25 protein-coding genes are annotated in these 23840 nt (G+C 70.1%); 20 read left to right on the forward strand and 5 right to left on the reverse strand.

What is annotated here, in order from left to right:
- Positions 1-36: 36 nt before the first annotated feature.
- Entirely contained in the window at positions 37-1041 is a 1005-nt protein-coding gene (locus QFZ26_RS10730) for an o-succinylbenzoate synthase (RefSeq protein WP_307041920.1), read from the reverse strand.
- A gap of 68 nt (positions 1042-1109) precedes the next feature.
- Between QFZ26_RS10730 and QFZ26_RS10735 the strand changes: the two genes are divergently transcribed.
- From QFZ26_RS10735 to QFZ26_RS10745, 3 genes are read left to right on the forward strand one after another with little or no spacing between them, the layout of a single operon-like run.
- Positions 1110-1355 carry a hypothetical protein gene (locus QFZ26_RS10735; RefSeq protein WP_307041922.1) on the forward strand — a complete coding sequence of 82 codons (246 nt, stop codon included), beginning with the start codon at positions 1110-1112 and terminating at the stop codon, positions 1353-1355.
- A gap of 47 nt (positions 1356-1402) precedes the next feature.
- Complete coding sequence (locus QFZ26_RS10740) at positions 1403-2338, forward strand: 1,4-dihydroxy-2-naphthoyl-CoA synthase (protein WP_307041924.1); 936 nt, start codon at positions 1403-1405, stop codon at positions 2336-2338.
- Between the two features lie 58 nt (positions 2339-2396).
- Entirely contained in the window at positions 2397-3515 is a 1119-nt protein-coding gene (locus QFZ26_RS10745; protein ID WP_307041926.1) for an AMP-binding protein, read from the forward strand.
- Positions 3516-3519: 4 nt separating this feature from the next.
- Here the strand turns inward: QFZ26_RS10745 and QFZ26_RS10750 are convergent, their stop codons facing one another.
- Positions 3520-5013 (reverse strand): MFS transporter, encoded by a 1494-nt coding sequence (locus QFZ26_RS10750; RefSeq protein WP_307041928.1) that lies wholly within the window; start codon positions 5011-5013, stop codon positions 3520-3522.
- Positions 5014-5110: 97 nt separating this feature from the next.
- Between QFZ26_RS10750 and QFZ26_RS10755 the strand changes: the two genes are divergently transcribed.
- Both QFZ26_RS10755 and QFZ26_RS10760 read left to right on the forward strand, forming a co-directional pair.
- Positions 5111-5557, forward strand: coding sequence for a MarR family winged helix-turn-helix transcriptional regulator (locus tag QFZ26_RS10755; protein WP_307041930.1), 447 nt, complete (start codon positions 5111-5113; stop codon positions 5555-5557).
- Positions 5558-5640: 83 nt separating this feature from the next.
- Entirely contained in the window at positions 5641-6612 is a 972-nt protein-coding gene (locus QFZ26_RS10760) for a 1,4-dihydroxy-2-naphthoate polyprenyltransferase (RefSeq protein WP_373460757.1), read from the forward strand.
- 68 nt (positions 6613-6680) lie between these two features.
- On the opposite strand, the gene QFZ26_RS10765 is transcribed toward QFZ26_RS10760, so the two are convergent.
- On the reverse strand, positions 6681-6974 hold the full coding sequence (locus QFZ26_RS10765; protein ID WP_307041934.1) for a DUF4229 domain-containing protein: 294 nt from the start codon (positions 6972-6974) through the stop codon (positions 6681-6683).
- A 75-nt stretch (positions 6975-7049) separates the two neighbouring features.
- Here QFZ26_RS10765 and QFZ26_RS10770 point away from each other — a divergent pair, with 75 nt between their 5' ends.
- The 3 genes from QFZ26_RS10770 (at position 7050) to QFZ26_RS10780 (ending at position 10315) form a co-directional block, all read left to right on the forward strand.
- Complete coding sequence (locus tag QFZ26_RS10770) at positions 7050-7538, forward strand: PLD nuclease N-terminal domain-containing protein (protein ID WP_307041935.1); 489 nt, start codon at positions 7050-7052, stop codon at positions 7536-7538.
- Complete coding sequence (gene menD, locus QFZ26_RS10775) at positions 7531-9312, forward strand: 2-succinyl-5-enolpyruvyl-6-hydroxy-3-cyclohexene-1-carboxylic-acid synthase (RefSeq protein WP_373460714.1); 1782 nt, start codon at positions 7531-7533, stop codon at positions 9310-9312. Before QFZ26_RS10770 ends, menD begins: the two co-directional genes overlap by 8 nt.
- A gap of 145 nt (positions 9313-9457) precedes the next feature.
- Positions 9458-10315, forward strand: a complete 858-nt coding sequence (locus tag QFZ26_RS10780) for a PPK2 family polyphosphate kinase (RefSeq protein ID WP_307041939.1) — start codon at positions 9458-9460, stop codon at positions 10313-10315.
- Between the two features lie 51 nt (positions 10316-10366).
- Here the strand turns inward: QFZ26_RS10780 and QFZ26_RS10785 are convergent, their stop codons facing one another.
- On the reverse strand, positions 10367-11713 hold the full coding sequence (locus tag QFZ26_RS10785) for an isochorismate synthase (RefSeq protein ID WP_307041941.1): 1347 nt from the start codon (positions 11711-11713) through the stop codon (positions 10367-10369).
- 68 nt (positions 11714-11781) lie between these two features.
- Here QFZ26_RS10785 and QFZ26_RS10790 point away from each other — a divergent pair, with 68 nt between their 5' ends.
- From QFZ26_RS10790 to QFZ26_RS10800, 3 genes are read left to right on the forward strand one after another with little or no spacing between them, the layout of a single operon-like run.
- A complete protein-coding gene (locus QFZ26_RS10790) occupies positions 11782-12495 on the forward strand; it encodes a class I SAM-dependent methyltransferase (protein WP_307041943.1) in 714 nt (237 codons plus the stop codon).
- A gap of 60 nt (positions 12496-12555) precedes the next feature.
- Positions 12556-13677, forward strand: a complete 1122-nt coding sequence (locus tag QFZ26_RS10795; RefSeq protein WP_307041945.1) for a polyprenyl synthetase family protein — start codon at positions 12556-12558, stop codon at positions 13675-13677.
- Entirely contained in the window at positions 13677-15056 is a 1380-nt protein-coding gene (locus QFZ26_RS10800) for an FAD-dependent oxidoreductase (RefSeq protein WP_307041947.1), read from the forward strand. The genes QFZ26_RS10795 and QFZ26_RS10800 overlap by 1 nt, the downstream gene beginning before the upstream one ends.
- A 4-nt stretch (positions 15057-15060) precedes the next feature.
- Here the strand turns inward: QFZ26_RS10800 and QFZ26_RS10805 are convergent, their stop codons facing one another.
- Positions 15061-15381, reverse strand: a complete 321-nt coding sequence (locus QFZ26_RS10805) for a hypothetical protein (RefSeq protein WP_307041949.1) — start codon at positions 15379-15381, stop codon at positions 15061-15063.
- Positions 15382-15490: 109 nt separating this feature from the next.
- On the opposite strand from QFZ26_RS10805, the gene QFZ26_RS10810 reads away from it, so the two are divergent.
- The 9 genes from QFZ26_RS10810 (at position 15491) to QFZ26_RS10850 (ending at position 23688) form a co-directional block, all read left to right on the forward strand.
- The gene (locus QFZ26_RS10810) at positions 15491-16141 is read left to right on the forward strand and encodes a prepilin peptidase (RefSeq protein ID WP_307041951.1); all 651 of its coding nucleotides are present in this window, start codon (positions 15491-15493) and stop codon (positions 16139-16141) included.
- A 259-nt stretch (positions 16142-16400) separates the two neighbouring features.
- On the forward strand, positions 16401-16601 hold the full coding sequence (locus QFZ26_RS10815) for a Flp family type IVb pilin (RefSeq protein ID WP_307041953.1): 201 nt from the start codon (positions 16401-16403) through the stop codon (positions 16599-16601).
- A gap of 74 nt (positions 16602-16675) precedes the next feature.
- Positions 16676-17089, forward strand: coding sequence for a TadE family protein (locus QFZ26_RS10820; protein ID WP_307041955.1), 414 nt, complete (start codon positions 16676-16678; stop codon positions 17087-17089).
- Entirely contained in the window at positions 17077-18180 is a 1104-nt protein-coding gene (locus tag QFZ26_RS10825; RefSeq protein ID WP_307041957.1) for a pilus assembly protein TadG-related protein, read from the forward strand. Before QFZ26_RS10820 ends, QFZ26_RS10825 begins: the two co-directional genes overlap by 13 nt.
- A 45-nt stretch (positions 18181-18225) precedes the next feature.
- Positions 18226-18981: a Flp pilus assembly protein CpaB gene (gene cpaB, locus QFZ26_RS10830; protein ID WP_307041959.1), complete on the forward strand. Its 756-nt coding sequence runs from the start codon at positions 18226-18228 to the stop codon at positions 18979-18981.
- Positions 18981-20339 carry an AAA family ATPase gene (locus tag QFZ26_RS10835; protein WP_307041961.1) on the forward strand — a complete coding sequence of 453 codons (1359 nt, stop codon included), beginning with the start codon at positions 18981-18983 and terminating at the stop codon, positions 20337-20339. The genes cpaB and QFZ26_RS10835 overlap by 1 nt, the downstream gene beginning before the upstream one ends.
- Positions 20326-21846 carry a CpaF family protein gene (locus tag QFZ26_RS10840; RefSeq protein ID WP_307041963.1) on the forward strand — a complete coding sequence of 507 codons (1521 nt, stop codon included), beginning with the start codon at positions 20326-20328 and terminating at the stop codon, positions 21844-21846. Before QFZ26_RS10835 ends, QFZ26_RS10840 begins: the two co-directional genes overlap by 14 nt.
- A complete protein-coding gene (locus QFZ26_RS10845; RefSeq protein WP_307041965.1) occupies positions 21843-22799 on the forward strand; it encodes a type II secretion system F family protein in 957 nt (318 codons plus the stop codon). Before QFZ26_RS10840 ends, QFZ26_RS10845 begins: the two co-directional genes overlap by 4 nt.
- 1 nt (position 22800) lies before the next feature.
- Positions 22801-23688: a type II secretion system F family protein gene (locus QFZ26_RS10850; RefSeq protein ID WP_307041967.1), complete on the forward strand. Its 888-nt coding sequence runs from the start codon at positions 22801-22803 to the stop codon at positions 23686-23688.
- Positions 23689-23840: the final 152 nt, after the last annotated feature.

Genomic DNA, 23840 nt, shown 5'->3' on the forward strand with positions numbered 1-23840 from the left:
GCCCGCAGCGCCGCTCTCAGCGTGGTCTGTCGGCGCTCATCCTGCGGAAGTCCGGGCGGCAGCCTCGGCGAGCACCGCGTACGCCCGCCCGAGTCGCTCGAGCCACCATTCGGTGCGCTCGGGCGACGCCGCGTAGCGGTCGAGCAGCGCGGGGTCGGGCAGCACCCGCCGCACGGGGATCGAGCCGTCTTCGGGCAGGAGCGGAGCGCGCGTGACATCCGCGGCCAGCAGTGAAGCCGTGCCGAGCCCGCAGTCGAACTCGAGCGAGGGCACGGATGCCGCGAGCGCCGCGCCCATCGCGAGCCCGACGCTCGTGTCGAGTGCACTCGAGACGACGACCGGGAGCCCCGCCTGCGCCACGATGTCGAGCGCGCGGCGGATGCCGCCGAGCGGCGCGGCCTTGATCACGAGGAGGTCGGCGGCGCCCGCCGCGGCGACCGCCAGCGGGTCATCCGCTCGCCTGACGCTCTCGTCGGCGGCGATGGGGATGCCCATGTACTTCGTGCGCCGTCGGATCTCGGCGAGCTCGTCGACGGTGGCGCACGGCTGCTCGACGTACTCGAGGTCGAACGGTGCGAGCGCGTGGATCGCGTGCTCGGCCTCGTCGACGTTCCAGCCGCCGTTCGCGTCGATGCGGATGCGACCCTCGGCGCCGAGCGCCTCGCGCACGGCGCGTACGCGCGCGACGTCCGCCGACAGCGGCTCGTCGCCGCCGGCGACCTTCACCTTCGCCGTACGGCATCCGGGGAATCGGGCGAGCACCGCTCGCACACTGTCGGGGTCGACGGCCGGCACGGTCGCGTTCACGGGGATGCGGTCGCGCATCGCAGCCGGGGTCGCGTTCCAGCCGTAGTCGATCGCGGCGGCGAGCCACGCGGATGCCTCGTGGTCGTCGTACTCGACGAACGGCGAGAACTCGGTCCAGCCCGCGGGACCCTCGAGGAGCACGGCCTCGCGGACGTCGATGCCGCGGAACCGCGTCACGAGGGGGAGCGCGACCACTCGGGCGGTGGCGAGCAGTTCATTCGGCTCGGGCAGCATGCGCCCAGTCTTGCACCCCCGGCGCCCGCAGGGGGGTCTGCTAATCTGACGGCTCCGAGGGAGGCGACATGATGCAGGCGGAACGCGCGGTCGGCACGGAGCACACGGTCGCCGCCGATGACGAGCTCGCCGAGGCGCTCGCACCCGATGAGGTCGAGCCCGAGTCGACGCCGAAGAACATCGTCATCGCGGTCGTCGGCATCCTCGTGGTGATCGCGGCCCTCATCCCCATCACCTACGCCGCGCTCACGATCGGTTCCGTGGTGTTCGCGAGCCTCTCGTCGTTCCTGAGCGGTGGCGCCGCGGGCGTCTGACCGGCACCGCTCGCACCCCAGCGGGTCCACGGCAATAGGCTGGTCGCATGGCAGCCGAGGTGTCCGAACTGTTCGACGCGAGCGAGTGGGCGGATGCCGCAGCGGGTGTGGCCGGGTCATCCGGCCCCTTCACCGACATCACCTACCACCACTCGCTCGACGGGCGCATCGCCCGCATCGCGTTCCACCGGCCCGAGGTGCGCAACGCGTTCCGGCCGCACACGGTCGACGAGCTCTACCGGGCGCTCGAAGACGCGCGCATCAACCCGCGCATCGGCGTGGTGCTGCTGACGGGCAACGGCCCGAGCGCGAAAGACGGCGGCTGGGCATTCTGCTCCGGCGGCGACCAGCGCATCCGCGGACGCGACGGCTACAAGTACTCCGACGCCGAGACGGCGATCGTCGAGGGCGGCGGTGGCCACGCCGCGGTCGGCCGCCTGCACATCCTCGAGGTGCAGCGGCTCATCCGGTTCATGCCGAAGGTCGTCATCGCCGTCGTGCCCGGCTGGGCGGCCGGCGGCGGCCATTCGCTGCACGTCGTCTGCGACCTCACGATCGCGAGCCGCGAGCACGGGCGGTTCAAGCAGACCGACGCCGAGGTCGGCAGCTTCGACGCCGGCTACGGCAGCGCCTACTTCGCGCGGCAGATCGGCCAGAAGTTCGCCCGCGAGGTGTTCTTCCTCGCCGAGGAGTACTCGGCCGAGCGCGCCCATGAGATGGGTGCCGTGAACCGGGTCGTGCCGCACGCCGAGCTCGAGCGCGAGGCCATCTCGATGGCGCGCACGATCCTCACGAAGTCGCCCACCGCGATCCGCATGCTGAAGTTCGCATTCAACGCGGTCGACGACGGCATGGTCGGGCAGCAGGTCTTCGCGGGCGAGGCGACGCGCCTGGCATACGGCACCGATGAGGCGGTCGAGGGCCGCGACGCCTTCCTCGAGAAGCGCGACCCCGACTGGGGTCCGTACCCGTGGCACTTCTAGGTCGACGGACGCCGCGATGAAACCACTCGAGCGGGTTACCGCGACGGATCTCTCTCGAGTGACGCACGCGCTCCGTGCGGCCCTGTCGGGCGGCGCGGCCGTCTGGTCGGTCGCGGGCGATCCCGCCGCGCCGACCGATGCCCCACGCGAGGTCGACGACGACATCGCCCTCGTCGTCGAGACGAGCGGATCGACGGATGCCCCGAAGCGCGTCGCCCTCTCGGCCGACGCGCTGCTCGCCGCTGCCGACGCCACGCACGACGCCCTCGGCGGGCCGGGCCAGTGGCTGCTCGCGCTGCCCGCCCACTACATCGCGGGCGCCCAGGTGATCGTGCGGGGCATCCACGCGGGCACCCAGGCGGTCGTGCTCGACGGCGAGCACTTCGACGCGGGGGCATTCGCCGCGGCATCCGCTCGGCTCGCTCCGAACCGGCCGCACTACACGTCGCTCGTGCCCCTGCAGCTCGCCCGCCTCGTCGACGGCGCCGATCGCGACGCCTTCATCGCGGCCGCGCTCCGCTCGTACGATGCCGTGCTCGTGGGCGGTCAGGCGCTCGCGCCCGGGCTCGCGGAGCGCGCGGCGCACCTCGGCGCGAACGTCGTGCGCACCTACGGATCGAGCGAGACCGCCGGCGGCTGCGTCTACGACGGCCGCGCGCTCGAGGGCGTCGGCGTGCGCATCGTCGACGGCATGGTCGAGCTCTCGGGTCCGATGCTCGCCGACGGCTACCTCGGCGACGCCGGCCGCACGGCTGCGGCGTTCACGACCGATGCCCGCGGCACGCGCTGGTACCGCACGGGCGATCTGGGGGACCTCGGCGATGACGGGCGACTCCGCGTCCGCGGGCGAGGCGACGACGTCATCATCTCGGGCGGCGTCAAGGTCGTGCTCGGCGAGGTCGAGCGGGCGGTGCGCGCGGTCCCCGGTTTCGGCGAGGCCGTCGTCGTGGCCGTCGGCGACGCCGCGTGGGGCGAGCGGGCGGCCGTCGTCGCAGCGCGAACGGATGCCGCCGCGACATCCGCTGCCCTCACGAGCCTGGTCGCAGCGACCGACGCCGCGGGGCTCACGCCCGCCGCGCGCCCCGTGCGCCTGCTCCTCGTCGACGCCATGCCCCTGCTCCCGTCGGGCAAGCCCGACCGGCGTGCGCTCGCCGTGCTCGCCGGCGGCCTGTCGTAACGGGTCAGGCCACCGGCGCGGGCTGCTGCGCGGCATCCGCCGCAGCCGCTTCCGCGTCGGCCTCGGCGAGCCGGCGCGCCTCCTCGAGATGTGCCTGCACGCTCGCGCGGCCCGGGAGCAGCAGGCTTGCGAGTGCGGCGACCGCGAGGCCCGCGACCGAGACCCAGACCGACGCCTGCAGCGCCTCGAGCACGTGCTCTCGGCTCCAGTCGTCGCCGATGATCGTGAAGAAGACGGTCGTCGAGACGGCGACGCCCACCGCGGCGCCGAGCTGCTGGAAGGTGCTGTACGCCCCGGAGGCCGCACCGGCGTCGGCGACCGGCACGGTTGCGAGCGCGACATCCACGAGCGGGATGATGATCAGCGCGAGGCCCACGCCCGCGAGGGCCATCGGCCACACGGCGGCCCACCCCGTGAAGGACGCGCCCGCCTCGCTGACGATCGCGAAGACCCAGAGCACGCCGGCGGCGAGGACCACCGAGCCGCCGGTCACGAGCACCTTGCCCAAGCGGGCGACGAGCGGGATGACCAGGCCCGTGCCGAGCATCGCGCCGAGGCTGAACGCGAGGAGGTTGAGTCCGGCGGTCAGGGCATCGAAGCCGAGGCCGACCTGCAGGTAGATGATGAACGGCAACGTGAACGCGTTGAGCGCACCCTGGAAGGCGGCCTGGGTGACGATGCCCGCCGAGAAGCCGCGATCGGCGAAGAGGGGCATCGGCAGGAGCGCCGAGCCGTCGCGGCGCATGCGGCGGCGCGAGTACACGACGAACACGGCCAGGAGCACCGCGCCGACGGCGACGGGGATCCAGAGCCAGGCCGGCCAGCCGAGCGCCCGGCCCTCGACGAGCGGAACCATGAACGCGAGCACCACCGCGCTGAGCAGCAGCACTCCCGGGAGGTCGAGGCGCATCGGGCGAGGCGAGCGGGTCTCGGGCACGAACCGCGCCGCCAGGGCGAAGATCGCGATGCCCACGGGGATGTTGATGAGGAATACCGTCCGCCAGCCGAGGCCCCACAGGTCGGCGTCGATGAGCCAGCCGCCGAGCACGGGACCGGCGACTGCGGCGAGGCCGCTCACGCCGCCGATCAGGCCGTACATCGGCGCGCGTTCGCGCGGGCTGTAGAACGCCTGCACGCAGGCGAGCAACTGGGGCACCATGAGCGCGGCGAAGAGGCCCTGAGCGATGCGGGTGGCCACGAGCACCTCGCCCGACCACGCGGCGGCGGCGGCTGCCGATGCGAGGGTGAAGCCGGCGATGCCGACGAGGAAGATGCGCCGGCGGCCGTACAGGTCGCCGAGCCGGCCGCCGGTGATGAGCGCGACGGCGAAGGCGAGCATGTAGCCACCCACGATCCATTCGAGCTGCGCTTCGGATGCCCCGAGGTCGGCGTCGATCGACGGCAGCGCGACCTGCACGATCGTGACGTCGAGCAGGTCCATGAACGAGGCGAACAAGAGGATGCCGATGGCGAGTCCACGGTGCGGGATGGTGGTCATGCCCGTCGTCCTTTCGTATGCTGAAGTTGTTTCCGAGGTGGAATAGTTGCATTGTGGGATAATCCCACAATGGGAAGAATAGGGAGTCGGATCGCGGATGTCAAGCAAGGCCGAGCTCACCGAGCGCATCGTCGGGCTCCTCCAGCTCGTCATCGCCTCGTCGGTGATGACCAACGAGCGCATCGCCCGATCGCTCGGGCTCAACGTCGTCGACCTGCAGGCACTCGGCTTCATCGCCCGCCACGGCGAGGGGATGACGGCGGGCGAGGTGAGTCAGCAGACGGAGCTGCCCACCAGCACGACGACGCGGGTCCTCGACCGGCTCGAGAAGCACGGCTTCATCGAGCGATCGACCGATCCCCACGACCGACGGCGCGTCGTCGTGCGGTCACGACCCGAGGCGCTGCCCACCGCCGGTCGGGGCGGCGATGACGACCCCTACAGCGGAATCCTGACCGGCATGCAGCGCGTGCACGAGCGGTTCACCGCCGACGAGCTCGAGATCGTCGCGCGCTACCTCGACGCCGTGAAGGACGTGCGCTGACCCCCGACGGCGGCCGGCTCGCACGGCGCAGCCGTCCGGCCACGAACTAGCATTGCCCTGTGGCACGCCCGAAACCCCAGCGCATGAATCCCGACGACCTCTCGAAGCGCGGCACTGCCGGCCGCCGTGCGGGGAATCCCGCGAAGAAGCCCGTTCCACCCGCGGGGGCGCCTCGACCCGCGACCGCCGCCGACTGGGTCGCCGGCGCGCGCCTCCGCACGCTGCCGCTCGCGATCGCCCCGGTCGCGCTCGGAACGGGTGCCGGCATCGTCGCGATCCCCGACGGCTCGTGGCATCCGGCCCGCGCCGCCCTTGCGCTCGTCGTGGCACTCGCGCTGCAGATCGGCGTGAACTACGCGAACGACTACTCCGACGGCGTGCGCGGCACCGACGACCACCGCGTCGGCCCGGCTCGGCTCACCGGCTCGGGGGCCGCGAAGCCGCGTCACGTGCTGGCCGTCGCCGCGAGCTTCTTCGCGCTCGCGGCGCTCGCGGGCCTCGCGCTCACCCTCGCCACCGGCCAGTGGTGGCTGCTCGCCGTCGGCGCGGTCGCGATCGTCGCGGCGTGGTTCTACACCGGCGGCAAGCGGCCGTACGGCTACTACGGCCTCGGCGAGCTGTTCGTGTTCGTGTTCTTCGGCCTCGTCGCGACGGCCGGCTCGGCGTTCGTGCAGGCGCTGACCGTGAACCTCGAGGCCTGGCTCGGCGGCGTCGGTGCCGGACTCCTCGCGTGCGCCGTGCTGATGGCGAACAACCTGCGCGACGTGGCGCAAGACAAGATCGCGCGCAAGCGCACGCTCGCGGTGCTCGTCGGCCCGCTCGCCGGCCGCGTCCTGTTCGTCGTCTTCATGCTGGTGCCGTTCGCGCTCGCCGGGTTCTGGGCGCTGCTGTACCCCTTGGCCCTGCTCGTGCAGTTCGCGTTGCTCGCGGCGTTGCCCGCATGCGTCATCGTGCTCACCGCCAAGACGCCGCGCGAGTTCATCATCGCGCTGCAGCTCGCGAGCCTCACGGCGCTCGCCTACGGCGTCGGCCTCGGACTCGCCTTCGCACTGTAGAACCCTGACCGCGCAGGACCCGCTCTCCCGGCGGGCGCAGCGAGGACGTTCTCGCCCGCTCGTACGGGCTACTCGGCGGCGTCGGTCGGCCGGTGCGCGGTGCGCTGCTCGACGGCGGCATCCTCTTCCTGGTCGTCGCTGCGCACGACCGGCTTCTCGCGGTGGCGCGCGGCGTAGAGATCGCTGGACATCGCCTCGCGAGGACGCCGCAGGAAGATGAGCGACGCGCTCAGGCCGAAGAGCGCTGCGACAGCCGCGGAGACCCACGGGTCGACGCCCGCGGCGAGCAGCACGGCGAGCGGTACGGCGAAGAGCACGACCCGCAACGCGGTGTACCAGATCCAGACGGGCACGGATTTCACAGGTGCCAGTGTAGGCGGCAGATCTGGGGGGTGGCTCCCAGCCCGCCGTGACCTCCGCACGCCTAGACTTGGGGGATGATCCGCCTCGCGATTCCCGTCGTGGTTGCGGCAGTGGTGTTCACGATCTACGCCGTCGTCGATTGTGCACTGTTCGACCGCATGCGCATCCGAGGGCTGCCCCGGGGCTGGTGGATCGTGGTGATCCTCCTCGTTCCCCTCATCGGTGCGACGCTGTGGTTCGTGATCGGCCGCGGTCGCGCGAACCGATCGTCGGGCCGCGGCTATTCCGTGGCTCCCGACGACGACGCCGACTTCCTGCGCCAGCTGAACAGCGACGCAGCCCAAGACGAGCGCATCCGCCGGCTCGAGCAAGAGCTCGCCGAGCTCGACGGCGAGCCCGAGGCGACCGACCCGGGCGACGCACGAGACGGCGACGGTCGCGGCGCCGACGGCCGCGGCGCCCCCGACGACGCCCCCGACGGTCCCCGAACCGAACGAACCCAGCACCCCGACACCCCCGAAACGCCGGGTGAGGCCGGCCCGTCCGGCCGCCCGAATGGCTGAGCCGGCATCCGGCCGGCCGCATCGTTCGCCGAGTCCGGCGAGCGATGTCGCGATGTCGCTGCTGCAGTCGTTCATCCGGGCCGGAGTCAGTGACGTCGTCGTCGCGCCCGGTTCCCGCTCGCAGGCGCTCGCGCTCGCCGCCGCCGAGCTCGAGCGCATCGGCGCCGTGCGCCTGCATGTGCGCATCGACGAGCGGGGCGCCGCGTTCCTCGCCCTCGGGCTCGCGGTCGAGTCCGGCCGTCCCGCACTCGTGATCACGACCTCGGGCACGGCGGTCGCGAACCTGCATCCGGGGGTGCTCGAGGCGCACCATGCCGGGGTGCCGCTGATCGTGCTCTCGGCCGACCGGCCCGCCGAGCTCCGGGGCATCCGCTCGAACCAGACGACCATGCAGCCCGGCATCTTCGCCGGTGCTGTGCGGCTCGAACGTGACGTCACCGCGCCCGAAGGGGCGACCGGCGAGACGGATGCCGCGGCGCGCCTCGCTCGCGAGGCCCTCGCCGCGTCGCTCGGCCGCGTCGCTTCGGGCGCGTTCGTGGCGCATCCCGGTCCGGGGCCGGTGCACCTCAACCTGCAACTGCGCGAGCCGCTGTCGGCGCCGATCGCGCTCGACCCGTCGGCGGCGGCAGCAACGGCTGCGCCTGCGCCCGCCGAGCCTGCGACTGTTCCCGGGCCCGCGCTCATCGCGGCCGGCCCGCGCACCGTCGTCGTAGCCGGGGCCGGTGCCGGACCCGCCGCCGAGGAGTTCGCCCGCGACGGCGGCTGGCCGCTCATCGCCGAGGTGACGAGCGGTGCCCACTTCGGCCCGAACCTCGTGGTCGCCTACCGCGAGCTCCTGCGCGAAGCCGGTTTCGGCGACCAGGTCGAGCGTGTCGTGGTGTTCGGCCACCCCACCCTCTCCCGCGAGGTGCCTGCACTGGTGCAGCGCGACGGCGTCGAGGCCATCGCCGTGGCGCCGTGGGGCATCGAGTGGTTCAATCCCGGCCGCCGGATCCACCGGTTCGAGCGTTCGGTGCGCACCGAGCCGCACCCGCCGTCGGCCGACGAACGCGCCTGGCTCGGCCGCTGGGTGCACGCGAGCCGCATGCTCGTCGAGGCCGGACTGCCCGAGGTCGCTCCCGTCGCGAGTGGCGTCGACGAGACCGGTCACGTCAGCGACTTCGCCGCGCAACGTGAGTACATGCGGGTCCAGCTCGCCGCCATGCGCGCGCCGGTCACCCGCCGCGCGCTCGTCGACTCCGTCTGGGCGGCGACCTGGCCGCACGACCGACTCGTGTTCGGCGCGTCGCGGCTGATTCGCGACGCCGACCGCGCCGTGCCGGGGCGGCGCATCATGGCCCACGCCAACCGGGGCCTCGCCGGCATCGACGGAACCGTCGCCACCGCCATCGGCATCGCGGTCGCCAGCCAGGCCCGCGACGCGGCATCCGACCCCTCACACGCCGGCGTCACCCGCGCGCTCATCGGCGACCTCACCCTGCTGCACGACGTCGGCTCGTTGCTGCTCGGTGCCGGCGAGCGGCAGCCCCGCCTGCAACTGATCGTGGGCAACGACGGCGGCGGATCCATCTTCGACGCCCTCGAGGTGGCCGGCTCGGCACCCGCCGCGGCGTTCGACCGGGTGCAGTTCACGCCCCAGCAGGTCGACCTCGCGAGCCTCGCCGCCGCCTACGGCTGGAAGTATGCTCGGGCGAGCATACGTAGTGAACTCGACGAGGCGCTCGGTACGCGCATCGACGGCCCCTCGATTCTCGAGGTGCCGCTGCCGCGCTGAGCGGCCGCTCTCGCCGACGAGGGCGTCGGTCCGCGACATCCGGAATCCGCAGGGCCGCCGTCAGAGCGGAACTTGACGGGTCGGGTGCCCGCACGGGCAGGATGGAACCCTGCGCGGCGCCGCGTCGCGTGGAGGGGAGCGTGTCATGAGCCGCGAGTCGTACTGGGCATCGGATCCGAGCGAGGTACTGCGGGTCGGTGACGGGTTCCGCCTCGATCGGGTCGATCCTCGCTCGACTCCCGGGTTCGAGGGCGACAAGGCGAACGGCCGGCTCGCACTCGCCCAAGGTGCCAAGATCCTCTCGGTGCTGCAGGAGCAGCTCTTCGCCAACAGCCGCATGGGCGGCTACGAGCGGCGCATCCTCCTCGTGCTGCAAGCACTCGACACCGCAGGCAAGGGCGGCATCGTGAAGCACGTGATGGGGTCGGTCGACCCGCAGGGCGTCGCACTCACCGCATTCAAGAAGCCCACACCCGAAGAGCTCGAGCACGACTTCCTCTGGCGTGTCGAGGGCGCCGTGCCGGAGCCCGGCCAGATCGGCGTCTTCGACCGCTCGCACTATGAGGACGTGCTCATCGCCCGCGTGCGGGAGCTCGCCCCGCCCGAGGAGATCGAGCGCCGCTACGGCGCGATCAACGAGTTCGAGGCGAGGCTCGCCGCATCCGGCACCACCATCATCAAGGTGATGCTGCACATCTCGGCCGACGAGCAGAAGGCGCGCCTGCAGGATCGGCTCGAGCGCCCCGAGAAACACTGGAAGTTCAACGCCGGCGACATCGACGAACGGCTGTTGCGCGAGCACTACATGCAGGCGTTCCAGGTCGCCTTCGACCGCACGACGGTCGCGAATGCCCCGTGGTTCGTGATCCCCGCCGACCGCAAGTGGTATGCACGGCTCGCGGTGCAGCACCTGCTCATCGAGGCACTCGAGACGCTCGACCTCGACTGGCCGAAGGCCGACTTCGACATCGCCGAGCAGCAGGCGCGGCTCGCCGCGAGCTGAGGGGCGGGCATCCGGGCGGTCGTCTGGCGGCCCACACTCCGCCGCCTGCACTCAGCCGCCGAACGCCTCGACGATCGGCCGGAACTTCATGACCGTCTCGGCGAGTTCGTCGGACGGCACCGAGTCATGCACGATGCCGCATCCGGCATATGCGGTCACCCGTCCGTCGGGCTCGACCTGCGCGCAGCGCAGAGCGATGGCCCATTCGCCGTCGCCGTCGCCGTCGATCCAGCCGACCGGTCCGGCATAGCGGCCCCGGTCGAACCCCTCGAGCACGGCGATGACCGGCAGCGCGATGCGGCGCGGCGTGCCGGCCACGGCGGCGGTCGGATGCACCGCCTGCACGAGGTCGAGCGAGCTCGACCCGTCGCCGAGCGTGCCCTTGAGGTCGGTCGCGAGGTGCCAGAGGTTCGGGAGCTGCAGGGTGAACGGCTCGGGGCTCGCATCGAGGCGCGCGGTGTGCGGGGCGAGCCGCTTCACCGCGCTCGCGACGGCGAGGGCGTGCTCGGCGAGGTCCTTCGTCGAGGCGGCGAGTGCGGTTGCGCGCTCGCGATCGGATGCCTCGCCCGCGCCCCGTGACGTCGTGCCCGCGAGCACGCGCGCCGAGACGGTGCCGTGGTCGACGCGCACGAGCGTCTCGGGGCTCGCCCCGATGAGCCCGTCGACCGCGAAGACCCACGTGTCGGGGTAGTCCTCGGCGAGCCGGTTGATGGCGGCCCGCAACCCGGCGTCCTCATGCAGCTCGCCGACGAGCTGCCGGGCGAGCACGACCTTCTCGAGCACGCCGGCGTCGATGCGGCGCACCGCCTCGGCGACCGCGGCCTCGTAGGCCTCGGGGGGCACGGCGCCCGGGGTGAACGTGACGCGGGGCACCTGCCGCTTCGGCGCCGGCTCGGGGATCGCGAGGCCCGGGGGAGTCGCTGCGCCCTCGGCATCCGGAGCGCCTGAGGCATCCGTCGCGCCAGGACCGCCGGTCTCGTCGAGGCCGTCGGGGTCGCCCGTGGCGAGTGAGATGCGGGTCACCCACGCCCTCCCGTCGCGGCGGCCGAGCACGAGCTCGGGGACCGTGAGCACGCTCGTGGACGCGGATTCGTCGGCGAACGCGAATGCCCCGAATGCCACGAGTCCGGTGCCGGGGAGCCCCACGCGGTCGTCGACGTCGGCGACGGCGGCGATCGAGCGCCACGCTGCGGCGGCGTCCTCGATGCGATCCGGGCCGCTCGACTCGATGCGCAGCGTCTCGCCGAGGCCGACGATGCCCTCGCCGCGACGCATCCAGAGCAGGGGAGTGCGCGGATCGGCGCGTGGGATCAGCGGGTCGATCTCGTCGACGGGCTCGGTGCGAACCACGAGTCGTGTCGGCGCGGCGTGGTGGGTTCGGCTTGCCGCGTGAGTCACCACGCCAGCCTACGCCGGGCTGGACGGAGGGCCGTCTGGCCGCGAGACCACCGCCGTAGACTGGCGGGATGACCCGCGCAGACCTCGGCAAGGACCCCTCGCAGGTGTCGGCGATGTTCGACCGTGTCGCCGCGCGCTACGACCGCACGAACAACCTGCTCTCGGTCGGCAACGCGCCGCTCTGGCGGGTGGCGACGACCCGCGCCGTCGACCCCAAGCCGGGCGAGCGCATCCTCGACGTCGCGGCGGGCACCGGCACCTCGAGTGCGAGCCTCGCGAAGTCCGGGGCATCCGTCGTCGCCGCCGACTTCTCGCCGGGCATGATCGACGTCGGCCGCCGGCGCCAGGCGCACGTGTCGAACCTCGTCTTCGTCGAGGCCGACGCCACGAAGCTGCCGTTCGCCGACGGCGAGTTCGACGCCGTCACCATCTCGTTCGGCCTCCGCAACGTGAACGAGCCGAAGCTCGCGCTCGCTGAGTTCTTCCGGGTCACGAAGCCCGGGGGGCGCCTCGTGATCTGCGAGTTCTCGACGCCCCCCGTCGGCTTCGTGCGGTTCGGGTACGGCATGTACCAGCGCTACGTCATGCCGCCGCTCGTGAGGCTCTCGAGCTCGAACGACGACGCCTACGAGTACCTCAACGAGTCGATCAACGCCTGGCCCGACCAGCATGAGCTCGCCGCGTGGATCCGCGAGGTGGGCTACCGCGAGGTCGCGTGGCGGAACCTCATGATGGGCGTCGTCGCGCTGCACCGAGCACGGAAGCCCCTCGCCACGGCGTGACGAACGCCCCACGATGTCACGGGGCATCCGCCCAGCAATGCCCCCGATAGGCTAGGGAGCGTGAATCCGAGCCTCCCGGTCGCGCGTCGCGGCTCATCGCTCGCCTCGAATCTGGGGCTGAGTGAGCGCGTCTTCGCCTCCCCGGCCGACCGGGCCATGGCGAACTCCATCGATGCCGGTCTCGAGCGGGTCGAAGACGGCCTCGTGCAAGAGGTCCGATTCACCGATCGCATTGCCGACGCCTCGACGCGCTACCTGCTCGAGGCGGGCGGCAAGCGCGTGCGCCCGATGCTCACGCTGCTCACCGCGCAGCTCGGCGACGGCGTGACCGACGACGTCATCATCGCCGCCGAGGCGATCGAGATCACCCACCTCGCGAGCCTCTACCACGATGACGTCATGGACGAGTCCGATCGCCGTCGCGGAGTGCCGAGCGCCCAGACGGTGTGGGGCAACTCGGTCGCGATCCTCACCGGCGACCTGCTCTTCGCACGCGCGAGCCAGCTCATGGCGCGGCTCGGCGAGCGGGCCATCCGCATGCAGGCCGACACCTTCGAGCGGCTCGTGCTCGGGCAGCTCAACGAGACCGTCGGCCCGGCCGACGGCGACGACCCGATCGAGCACTACATCCAGGTGCTCGCCGACAAGACCGGCTCCCTCATCGCGGCCGCCGCGCAGTCGGGCATCATCTTCTCGAACGCCGACCGGGCGTTCGAACAGCCGATCATCTCGTTCGGCGAGAAGATCGGCGTCGCGTTCCAGCTCATCGACGACGTGATCGACCTGTCGCAGCAGCCCGAGCAGACGGGCAAGGTTCCGGGCACCGACCTGCGCGCCGGCGTCGTGACGCTGCCCGTGCTGCGGCTCGCAGAACTGGCGAAGACGGATGCCGCATCAGCCGCCCTGTTCGAACGCATCCGTCGCGACGTCATGCCGGTCGACCTGGCCGAGGCCGGCGACCCGGTCGACACCAACACCCTGGCCTCGCGCATCGTGCCGTCGAGGGAGACGGTCGACGCAATCGTCGCGGAGCTCCGCGAACACGAGGCCACCCGCGCTACGCTCGCCGAGGCGCACCGTTGGGCGCGCGACGCGGTCGCCGCCCTGGCGCCGCTGCCCGACGGCAGCGTGAAGAAGGCGCTCACGCGCTTCGCCGACACCATCGTGGAGAGATCGAACTAGTGACGAGGAACAAGTTGCGGCTGGCCATCGTGGGCGCCGGACCCGCGGGCATCTACGCCGCCGACATCCTGCTGAAGTCGGAGCGGAACTTCGATGTGTCGATCGACCTCTTCGACCACCTTCCGGCGCCCTACGGGCTCGTGCGCTACGGCGTCGCCCCCGACCACCCCCGCATCAAGGGCATCATCTCCGCCCTGCGCGAGGTGCTCGACCGCGGCGACATCCGCATCTTCGGCAATGTGCGCTTCGGTGAAGACATCACCCTCGACGACCTGAAGAAGCACTACAACGCCGTGATCTTCGCCACCGGCGCGGTGCGCGACGCGTCGCTCAACGTGCCGGGCCACGACCTCGAAGGCTCCTACGGCGCCGCCGAGTTCGTGAGCTGGTTCGACGGGCATCCCGACTACCCCCGCACGTGGCCGCTCGAGGCCCGCGAGGTCGCGGTGATCGGCAACGGCAACGTGGCCCTCGACGTGTCGCGCATCCTCGCGAAGCACGTCGAAGACCTGATGCCCACCGAGATTCCGGCGAACGTGGCATCCGGACTCGCCGCCTCGCCCGTCACCGACGTGCACATCTTCGGTCGGCGCGGCCCGACCTCGGTGAAGTTCACGCCGCTCGAGCTGCGCGAGCTCGGCGAGCTGCGCGACGTCGACATGATCCTCTACGACGAGGACTTCGACTACGACGATGCCGCCCGCGCCGCGGTCTCGGGCAACAAGCAGGTCTTCGTCATCGACAAGGTCCTGAACCAGTGGCGCCAGCGCGAGGTCGGCCAGGCGAGCCGCCGGCTGCACCTCCACTTCTTCGCGAAGCCGCTCGAGATCGTCGACGACGGCACGGGCAAGGTCGGCGCGTTCCGCTGGGAGCGCACCGCGCCCGACGGCGAGGGCGGCGTGGTCGGCACCGGTGAGATCCGCGAGCTGCCCGTGCAGGCCGTGTACCGCGCGGTCGGCTACTTCGGGTCGCAGCTGCCCGGCATCCCCTTCGACAAGAGGTTCGGCGTCATCCCGAACCACGAGGGCCAGGTGCTCATGCGCGACAAGCAGACGGGCGAGGCCCGCCAGATGTACGGCGTCTACGCCACCGGCTGGATCAAGCGCGGCCCCGTCGGCCTCATCGGGCACACGAAGTCCGACGCCATGGAGACGATCCGCCACCTCATCAACGACCTCGGCAACTGGTGGCGGCCCGAGTCGCCGTCAGAGGCATCCGTCATCGAGATGCTCGAGGCTCGCGGAATCCGCTGGACCGACCTCGACGGCTGGCATCGTCTCGACGAGCACGAGCAGGCGCTCGGTGCCGCCGAGGGCCGAAAGCGCATCAAGGTCGTGCCGCGCGACGAGATGGTCGACATCTCGCAGGGTCAGGCGTAAGGGGTCAGGACTCCCGGCCCACGGGCGGTTCGCCGACGTATTCGTGCGCCTCGTGCGCGAGCTCCGACCAGAGCTCGCGGTCGCCGACGCGAATCCAGTTGCGGCTCGGGCCGCCGTGTGCGCCGCTGAATGCCGTGGCGATGCCGCGCCGCCGTAAGTCGGCGGAGCGCGCCTCGGGCAGCTCGACGACGAGGTGGCTGCCATCGAGGAACGCGAAGAGTCGGCCCCGCACGAGCAACCCATCGGGCGTCTCGTCGACGTCGAGGTCCTCGTCGAGCAGGAGCTCACGTGTCACCGCCTCGTACGTCTGTTCTGCCTCGTCCATCAGGCACCCCTCCCCGTTGCCGAGTCGTTACGTCAGTCTGCACCCTCGCCGTCCACAGGGCGACGCCTGTCGGGGCATCCGGCACCGCGCTACCGCTACGCTGCACATCATGCCGCTCGCGACCGTCACCACCGCAGTGCTCGCGGCCGTTGTCGGCGCCGCCCTCGGCTGGTGGCCACTCGCTGCATGGGCTCAACAGTCGATGCACGACGAGCGGATGCCGCAGCGCACCGTGCGCATCGCCGCCGCGGTCATCACCGCCGCCGTCTTCGGGGCCCTCGTCATGCGTTTCGGCGTCTCCTGGATCCTGCCGGCGCTCCTCGCCTTCGCGGCCGCCGCGACCGTGCTCGCGATCGTCGACCTCGCTGAGAAGCGCCTGCCGAATGCCGTCGTCTTCCCCGCGCTCGGCGCTGTTGCGCTGCTCCTCGTGCCGGCGACGTGGGAGCTCGGAACGTGGTGGCCCCTGCTCTGGGCGGTCGTCGGCTCGGCGGCGATGTTCGCCGTGTACTTCGTGCTGGCGCTCCTCTCGCCGTCGTCGATGGGCATGGGTGACGTCAAGCTCGCGCTCGTCATCGGGTTGCTGCTCGGCTGGTTCGGGCTCTCGGCGTGGCTCGTGGGGCTGCTGGCCGCCTTCGTCGTCGGCGGCGTGATCGCGCTCATCGCGCTCGCAATGCGTCGGGTGACCCTGCGCGGGTCGATCCCCTTCGGGCCCTCGATGCTCGCCGGGGCACTCGTCGCGGTGCTGCTCGTCGGCGGTTGATGCCGTTCGGGTACACCAACGTACCCCCAGACCGGGGTACGTTCGGCACTATATTGCTGAGTAATCCCCACAAAACGGGCGATTCTTGCGATGCAAGCGGGTACATCCCCCAAAGTGGGGCGTTTGCCGCATGCATACGCAGAGTAGCTTCAGGGTCACCGTCACTTACCCAGACGGCACTCACCGTCACTTACCCAGACGGCACTCACCGTCACTTACCCCGACGGCGTTCGCATTATTCCTACCCGAAGGACACATCATGCTCAAGGTATACACGCGCGCTCTCGCGCGACTCAACGCACTCCGCGAAGAAGAGGGTGCAACCGCAACCGAGTACGCGCTCGTGCTGGGCCTCGTCGCGATCGCCCTGGTCGTCGCCGCTGTCGCCCTCACTCCCATCCTGGACACCTTCGTAGCCGACATCGGCACGTGGATGGACGGCCAGGTCGTCGGTAGCTGACTCGCGTCAACGATTGCAGCGGGGTTCGGGATGCCAAACGCATCCCGAACCCACTGGCAGTAAGGGCGTGAAGCATGCGTACTCGCGAGAAGGAACGAGGAGCCGCGGCGGTTGAGTTCGCCTTGGTATTCCCGCTCGTCATCATGCTCTTGTTGAGCGTGATCGAGTTCTCTCGCCTCTGGAACATCCAGGCGACCATCTCGGACAGCGCCAGAATCGCGGCGCGCTCCGCGGCCATCCTCTCGAATAACCCTGCACTCGACGACGCGGAGATCGAGGCGGCAGCGACCGCGGACGCAACCGGCATTCCGAGCTTCGTCGATTGGACAACCGCGACCGTCACCGTCGAACTCGACTGTGACACGTCTGGTGGTGTCGCGACGAGTGTCGTCAGCGTCACGCCGGGATCATTCTCGACATGGTTCAGCTCCGCTCTCGGGACCCCCATCACGTTGACCGCGAATGGAGAAATGCCATGCGGAGGTTGAAGGCCCGACTCCGTCGACTCGTTCACGATGAGCGCGGGGCAAACGCCGTGTTGATCGTGTTTCTCCTCGTCCCGATGATGGGGTTCGGAGCGCTCGCGCTCGACGTGTCCGCCCAGCACGCCGAGCTCGGGCAGCTTCAGCACGGGGCCGACGCCGCTGCTCTCGCTGTAGCTTCGGCGTGCGCCAGTGATGATGCTGCGTGCCTCGGCACGGCAGACGCGACCGCCGAGGAATTCCTTGATGGCAACGGCGCCATTCAAGTCGCCGGCGAAGCGACGGCCGTTCCCGACGTGACGAGTCGAACCGTGACGGTCACGGCTGAGGCCGAGTTCCCGCACTTCCTCGCGTCGCTCATCGACGGCGATGGGGACCCCGACCACACCACCGTCCGCACCGATGCCACGGCCGAGTGGGGGTACATCGGTGGTGGCGAGTTCATTCCCCTGGCAATAGCGGAATGCGAGCTCGAGCGAGGGATCGCAGCAGCAGGCTCGATCGGCACGCCGTTCAAGCTGCTCACCGATCCCACTCCCTCGGGCGGGGGCGGCGGGCCAGGCGGGGGCGGCGGGCCAGGCGGGGGCGGCGGGCCAGGCGGGGGCGGCGGGCCACCGGCCACCGGCCCATGCGCCGACGCCGACTACCCCGGCGGTTTCAGTTGGCTCACCGATGACAATTGCCGCATCACACTGACCCCCGATTTCGTCGCGCCTGGCGACACCGGCAACAACACGAACGGCACCGGCTGCGGCGCGGGTTTCCTGCACGACCTGCTCGATGAGACCGTGTTGGTGGCGCTGTACGACGATGTCACCGGACTCACGGGCGGCGGTTCGCACGGCGAGTACACGATCTCGAGGTTCGCGGCGTTCCACATCACCGGCTACTCAGCTGTTCTGTCTGGTGTGCCAGGAGGTGGTGCGACCAGGGAGTACATCGGATCACCGTACGACGCGAGTCCGTTGAAGTTCACCGGCAGTGAGCGTGGCCTCCAGGGCTGGTTCGTCGAGTACGTCTCGGTCGCGGACGCACTCCTGCTGACCTCGGCAGGCAGTCCGGGCGACCCGATCGTCGTTCGGCTCATCATCGATTAGCCCGCAGCACCCGTCGCCCTCACCGACTCACCATCAAGGATCATCATGAAGACCCGAATCATCGGCGCGATCGTCGCTCTCATCCTCGCAGCGGTCGGCGCGTTCGTGCTCATCACCTATGTGCGCGGGGCGGATGCTCGAGCTGCAGAGGGCGCTGAGCTCACGGACGTCTACGTCGCGCAGGAAGAGATCCCGAAGGGAACGCCGGGCGAATCGGTCAATGACCTCGTCACGCTCGATTCCGTTCCCACACGGAACGTTCCCGCGGGCAGCGTCACGAACCTCGACGATCTTGCCGGCCTCGTCGCCGACGCCGACATCCTGCCGGGCGAACCGTTGCTCGAAGCGCGCTTCGTCGATCCGGCAGAGCTCGCCGCGCGTGGCGACGTCGTCGTGCCTGAAGGCATGCAGCTCGTCTCCTTCACGCTCCCCGCCGACCGCGTCGTCGGCGGCCAGGTGCGAGCCGGTGACAAGATCGGTCTCGTCGGCACCATCGATCCCGATGAGGTCGGCGAGGAGCAGGACGTGATCAACCCGATCACGAGCTTCGCCTTCCACGGCGTGCTCGTGACGAACGTGCAGGGCGTCGTCACGCCGAATCCTGAGGCGGAGGAGCAGGTCGAGCAGAGCGCCGGTGACAGCATCATGCTCACGGTGGCCCTCTCCGCCCACGACATCGAACGGTGGGTGTGGTTCGCCGAGGGCGAGTCCGCAACCTACGCGCAGATGTGGCTGACGCTCGAGAACGAGAAGACCGACAACAGTGGCACAGCGCCCGTCACCGGAAGCACGGCGTTCTAGTGACCCCATTCCTCCTCGTCAGCCGTTCCGCCGAGTACGAGACCCGTCTTCGGGCACTACTCGGCGAACGGCTTGCCGTGATCCCGGGCGAGTTCCTGACGTTCGGTTCCGAGTCCGTGGTGAGTCGAGTGACCGCCGAACCGCGCATCGCCCTGCTCGGTCCGGTGCTCAATTATGAGGAGACGAAGGGTCTCGTCGAAGAGCTCACGGCGCAGCATCCCGGCCTCGGCCTCATCGTCGTGCGGGAGCAGCGCTCCGACCTCGAAGACTGGGTCGACGAACTCGTCCTGCACGCAGTACTCAGCCCTGACGCGAGCGACGACACGACGCTTGCCCTGCTCGACCGACTCGCCGACTGGCTCATCGCCAACGGCCGCGCCGGTGCTCGTGACTTCGACCCCCCGCTCGCTCTCGAGATCGACGACATGCCATTTGTGGATCTGCTGGATGCTGCAGCCGGAGCCCTGGCGCAGAACGACTTCGATTCGATCGCCGATGCCGACCGGACTGCCGAGCCTGAGACCGCCGCGCCTGAATCTTCCGGACCCATCTGGGCGTTCCCGCCGCTCGAATCGGGCACCCCGACTGAGGCGATCGCGGTGGTGGCGCCGAAGGGCGGTCAGGGCAAGACCACGATCGCGATCAACCTCGCGACCGGACTCGCCGAGGTCGCCCCGAACTCGGTCGTGCTGATCGACGCGGACCTGCAGTTCGGCGACATCACCGCCGCACTCGCGCTCGTTCCCGAACGCACCATCGTCGACGCGGTCGCGGAGGCCGCGAACGATGAGATCGTGCTGAAGACCACGCTGACCCATCACGCCGATGGCTTCTTCGTCGTCGCGAGCGCCCCCTCGCCGGAGCTCGGCGACCTGGTGTCGCCCGTCGCGCTGGCTCGTCTCATCGACCGCCTTCGCGCCACCTTCCGCTACGTGATCGTGGACACGACACCCGGCATGGGGGAACATGCCCTCGTCGCGCTCGAGCACGTGACCGATGCGGTGTTCGTCAGCAACATGGGGGTGCCGAGCCTGCGGGCGATGCGCACCGAGTTCGAGCTGCTCACCACCCTCGGCCTGATGCCGGGCAACCGGCACGTGGTCGTCAACCAGACCGACAAGCTCAGCGGTATCACCATCAAGGACGTCGAGAACATCCTCGGAGCGCCGGTCGACGTCGACGTGCCGAAATCGTCGGCCGTGCTGCTCGCCAGCAACCGCGGTGTGCCGCTGATCCACGATGACGTACGCGACCCGGCCGCGAGGGCGATCCGCTCGATCGTGCTGCGCATCGCACCCGGGGCAGACCCGAAGCGAAGCAAGATCCAGAGAAGGCGGCGATCCAATGAACCTGAATGATCGGCTGAACGCCCTTCGCAGCCCGCAGCAGACCACTGCGGTCGACTCGGCAGCAGCCACGCCATCGCCGACCGACGTGCTCGAGCCTGAGGTGCACGCCGCTCAGGCATCGGTCACGAACGCAATTGATGCGCCCCCCATCGACGTGGAGTCGGTACTCTTCCAACCACCGGCAGCGCAGCGGATGCCAGCGCCGAAGCCCGTAGGGGCCGTCGACCCGCTCGCGGCAGTGAAGGAGAAGGCGGCGGAAGAACTGTTCGCCCGCATCGGCTCGCGCCTCAGTGACGCGTCGCTCACCGAGGAGCAACTGCACCAGCTCGCGCGCGCCGAACTCGCTGGAATCGTCGCAGCCGAGCAACTCGCCCTCTCCACCGCCGAACGCAACCGCCTGATCGACGACATCGGCGCCGACGTGCTCGGCTACGGGCCGCTCGAACCGCTCCTCATCGACCCGACCGTGAGCGAGATCATGGTCAACCGGTACGACCAGCTCTACGTCGAGCGCAACGGTCGACTGCAGGAGACGCCACACCGGTTCACCGGTGAAGCCCAGTTGCGGCGGGTCATCGAGCGCATCGTGGCTCGCGTGGGGCGGCGCATCGACGAGTCGTCGCCACTCGTCGACGCACGTCTCGACGACGGCTCACGTGTCAACGCGATCATTCCACCCCTCGCGGTCGATGGTTCCTCACTGACCATCCGCAAGTTCGCGGGAACGCCGTACACGAGCTCCGATCTCATCAATTTCGGAACGCTCACCCGCGAGGTGGCCACGGTGCTCGATGCAGCCGTGCGGGCAAAGCTCAACATCCTCGTCTCCGGCGGTACAGGTACCGGAAAGACGACGTTGCTCAACGTGCTCTCGGCGTTCATCCCGGGTGATGAACGCATCATCACGATCGAGGATGCCGTCGAGCTGCAACTGCAGCAGGAGCACGTCGTGCGCCTCGAATCGCGTCCGTCCAACATCGAGGGGCGCGGTGAGATCACCATCCGCGACCTCGTGCGGAACTCGCTCCGCATGCGTCCCGACCGCATCGTCGTCGGCGAGGTGCGTGGCGCCGAGGCGCTCGACATGCTGCAGGCGATGAACACCGGCCACGAGGGCTCGATCTCGACGCTGCACGCCAACTCGCCTCGCGACGCGGTGTCGCGCATGGAGACGCTCGTGCTGATGTCCGGCATGGACCTGCCGTTGCGCGCGATCCGCGAGCAGATCTCGTCGGCGATCGACCTCATCGTGCAGATCACGAGGCACAAGGACGGCGTTCGACGCGTCACGCACATCACCGAGGTGCACGGCATGGAGGGCGACATCATCACCCTCCAGGACGCCTTCACCTTCGACTATTCCGCCGGGTACGACGCGGAAGGCCGCCTGCTCGGTCGGATCGCGCCGACCGGAGTGCGGCCTCGATTCGCCGAACGCGTCGCCGACCACGGCATCGCATTGCCGGTATCGCTGTTCCAGCCGGATCTGCGAGAGATGCTCGGAGAGATCCGATGAGCCCGGTCACGCTCGTGGGCGGCATCGCGATCGCATTGCTCGCGCTGCTCGTCCTCCTGTTCTTCGTCGTGTCCCCGCCAGCGCCGCGAGTCGCTCGCGATCGCCGGCTCGCGCCCGGCGTCGAACACGTGTCGCCCCTCTCGAGGGTGACCCAGAAGACTACCGCGGTGATCGAGTCAGCCGTGTCGAGGCGAACGAGTCGGTTGTTCGGCGCTCAACGGCTGGAGCTCGCCGGCATCAGGACCGAGCCGTCAGGCTTCGTCGTGCTCGTGGCGTCGGCGGCGTGCGTGCTCGCACTCCTCGGGGTGTTGATCGGATTCGCGAATGGCACCTCGCTCGTCTGGGCGATCCTGCTCGCACTGCTCGCGCCGGTGGGGGCGAAGCTCGTCGTGTCGAGCCGAACCTCGAGACGGAGGTCGAGGTTCGGCGACCAGGTCGACGACACCGTGCAGCTGATGGCCGGCAGCTTGCGCGCCGGGCACGGGCTCAGCCGCACCGTGGGCGCTGTAGCAAGCGAGGCCGAATCGCCGACGAGCGAGGAGCTCGCCCGGGTCGTGAACGAGGTGCGTCTTGGCCGCAGCCTCGCCGAATCGCTCTCGGTCACCGCCCGGCGCATGCAGAGCGACGACTTCGAATGGGTCGCGCAGGCGGTCGCGATCAACCAGGAGACCGGCGGCAACCTCGCTGAGGTGCTCGATCAGGTCGGCAAGACGATCCGCGACCGCAATGAGATCCGCCGGCAGGTACGGGCGCTGAGCGCCGAGGGGCGCTTGTCGGCGATCGTGCTGATCGCCCTGCCGATCGTCGTCTTCCTCTTCCTCATCATCGTGCAACCCGCGTACTTCAATGCGTTCTTCACGACGCCCCTCGGCGTGGTCGCGCTCATCCTTGCGGTGGTGCTGCTCATCGTCGGATCGATCTGGACCGCCCTGGCCGTGAGAGTGAGGTTCTGACATGGATGCCTCGACCGTTCTCATCAATGTCGTGATCGGTGTGACGGCGCTCGCCCTCGGCGCCTTCGTGTTCCTGCTCTTCCCCGGCCGGCACCTCGTCGCGGAGCCGACCGTGAAGGAGCATCCGACGCTCGGTCCCGTGCAGCAGACGTCGCTCGCCGCGTCGCTCGTCGCGGCGGCGCCGAGCGGCTACACCGGGTGGATCGAGAAGCAGCTCGTCTACGCGGGTCGCCCGTCCGGCTGGTCGCTCAACGGGCTGGTCGTCTGGAAGATCATGCTCGCGACCGCCGGGGTGCTCTTCGGGCTCATGTTCGTGTACAGCGGCGGGCCCGAACCGTGGAAGGTGCTGCTGGCAGTCGGAGCTGCCCTCATGCTGTTCTTCCTCCCCGATGTGCTGATCAACAGCCGTGCCCACGACCGGCAGCAAGCGATCCAGCGCTCGCTGCCCGACGTGCTCGACCAGATGACGATCGCCGTCGAGGCCGGGCTCGGATTCGACGCCGCGATGGCGAAGGCCGCCCGCAACGGCACCGGCCCCCTCGCCGAAGAGCTCATTCGCGTGCTGCAGGACATGTCGATCGGCCGCACCCGTCGTGATTCGTTCATGGAACTGGAACGTCGCACGAAGGTCGACGATCTGCGCCGCTTCATCCGGGCGGTCATCCAGGCCGATCAATACGGTGTCGCAATCGGCGACGTCCTGCGGGTGCAGGCGGGTGAGATGCGGCTGAAGCGGCGCCAGCGTGCCGAAGAGCAGGCGATGAAGGTCAGCGTGAAGATCCTCTTCCCGCTCGTCTTCTGCCTCCTGCCGGTGCTCTTCATCGTGCTGCTGACCCCCGCCGCGATCGGCATGCTGAGCTCGTTCGGCGGCGGCGGCATCGGGGGGTAATGGGGGGACAGCCCTCATGGCGTACGGCCCGTCGCGGCGGTGATGGCTCGCGCGCTCTTCGCGGCGGCTGATGCGTTTCGGGGTACACGATGATCCCCCACTTCGGGGTACGCACAGCGGAATACGGCCGAAAATCCCGCCCAAATCGGGGC

Origin of the sequence: Agromyces ramosus (assembly GCF_030817175.1) — a bacterium.
GTDB lineage: Bacteria > Actinomycetota > Actinomycetes > Actinomycetales > Microbacteriaceae > Agromyces > Agromyces ramosus_A.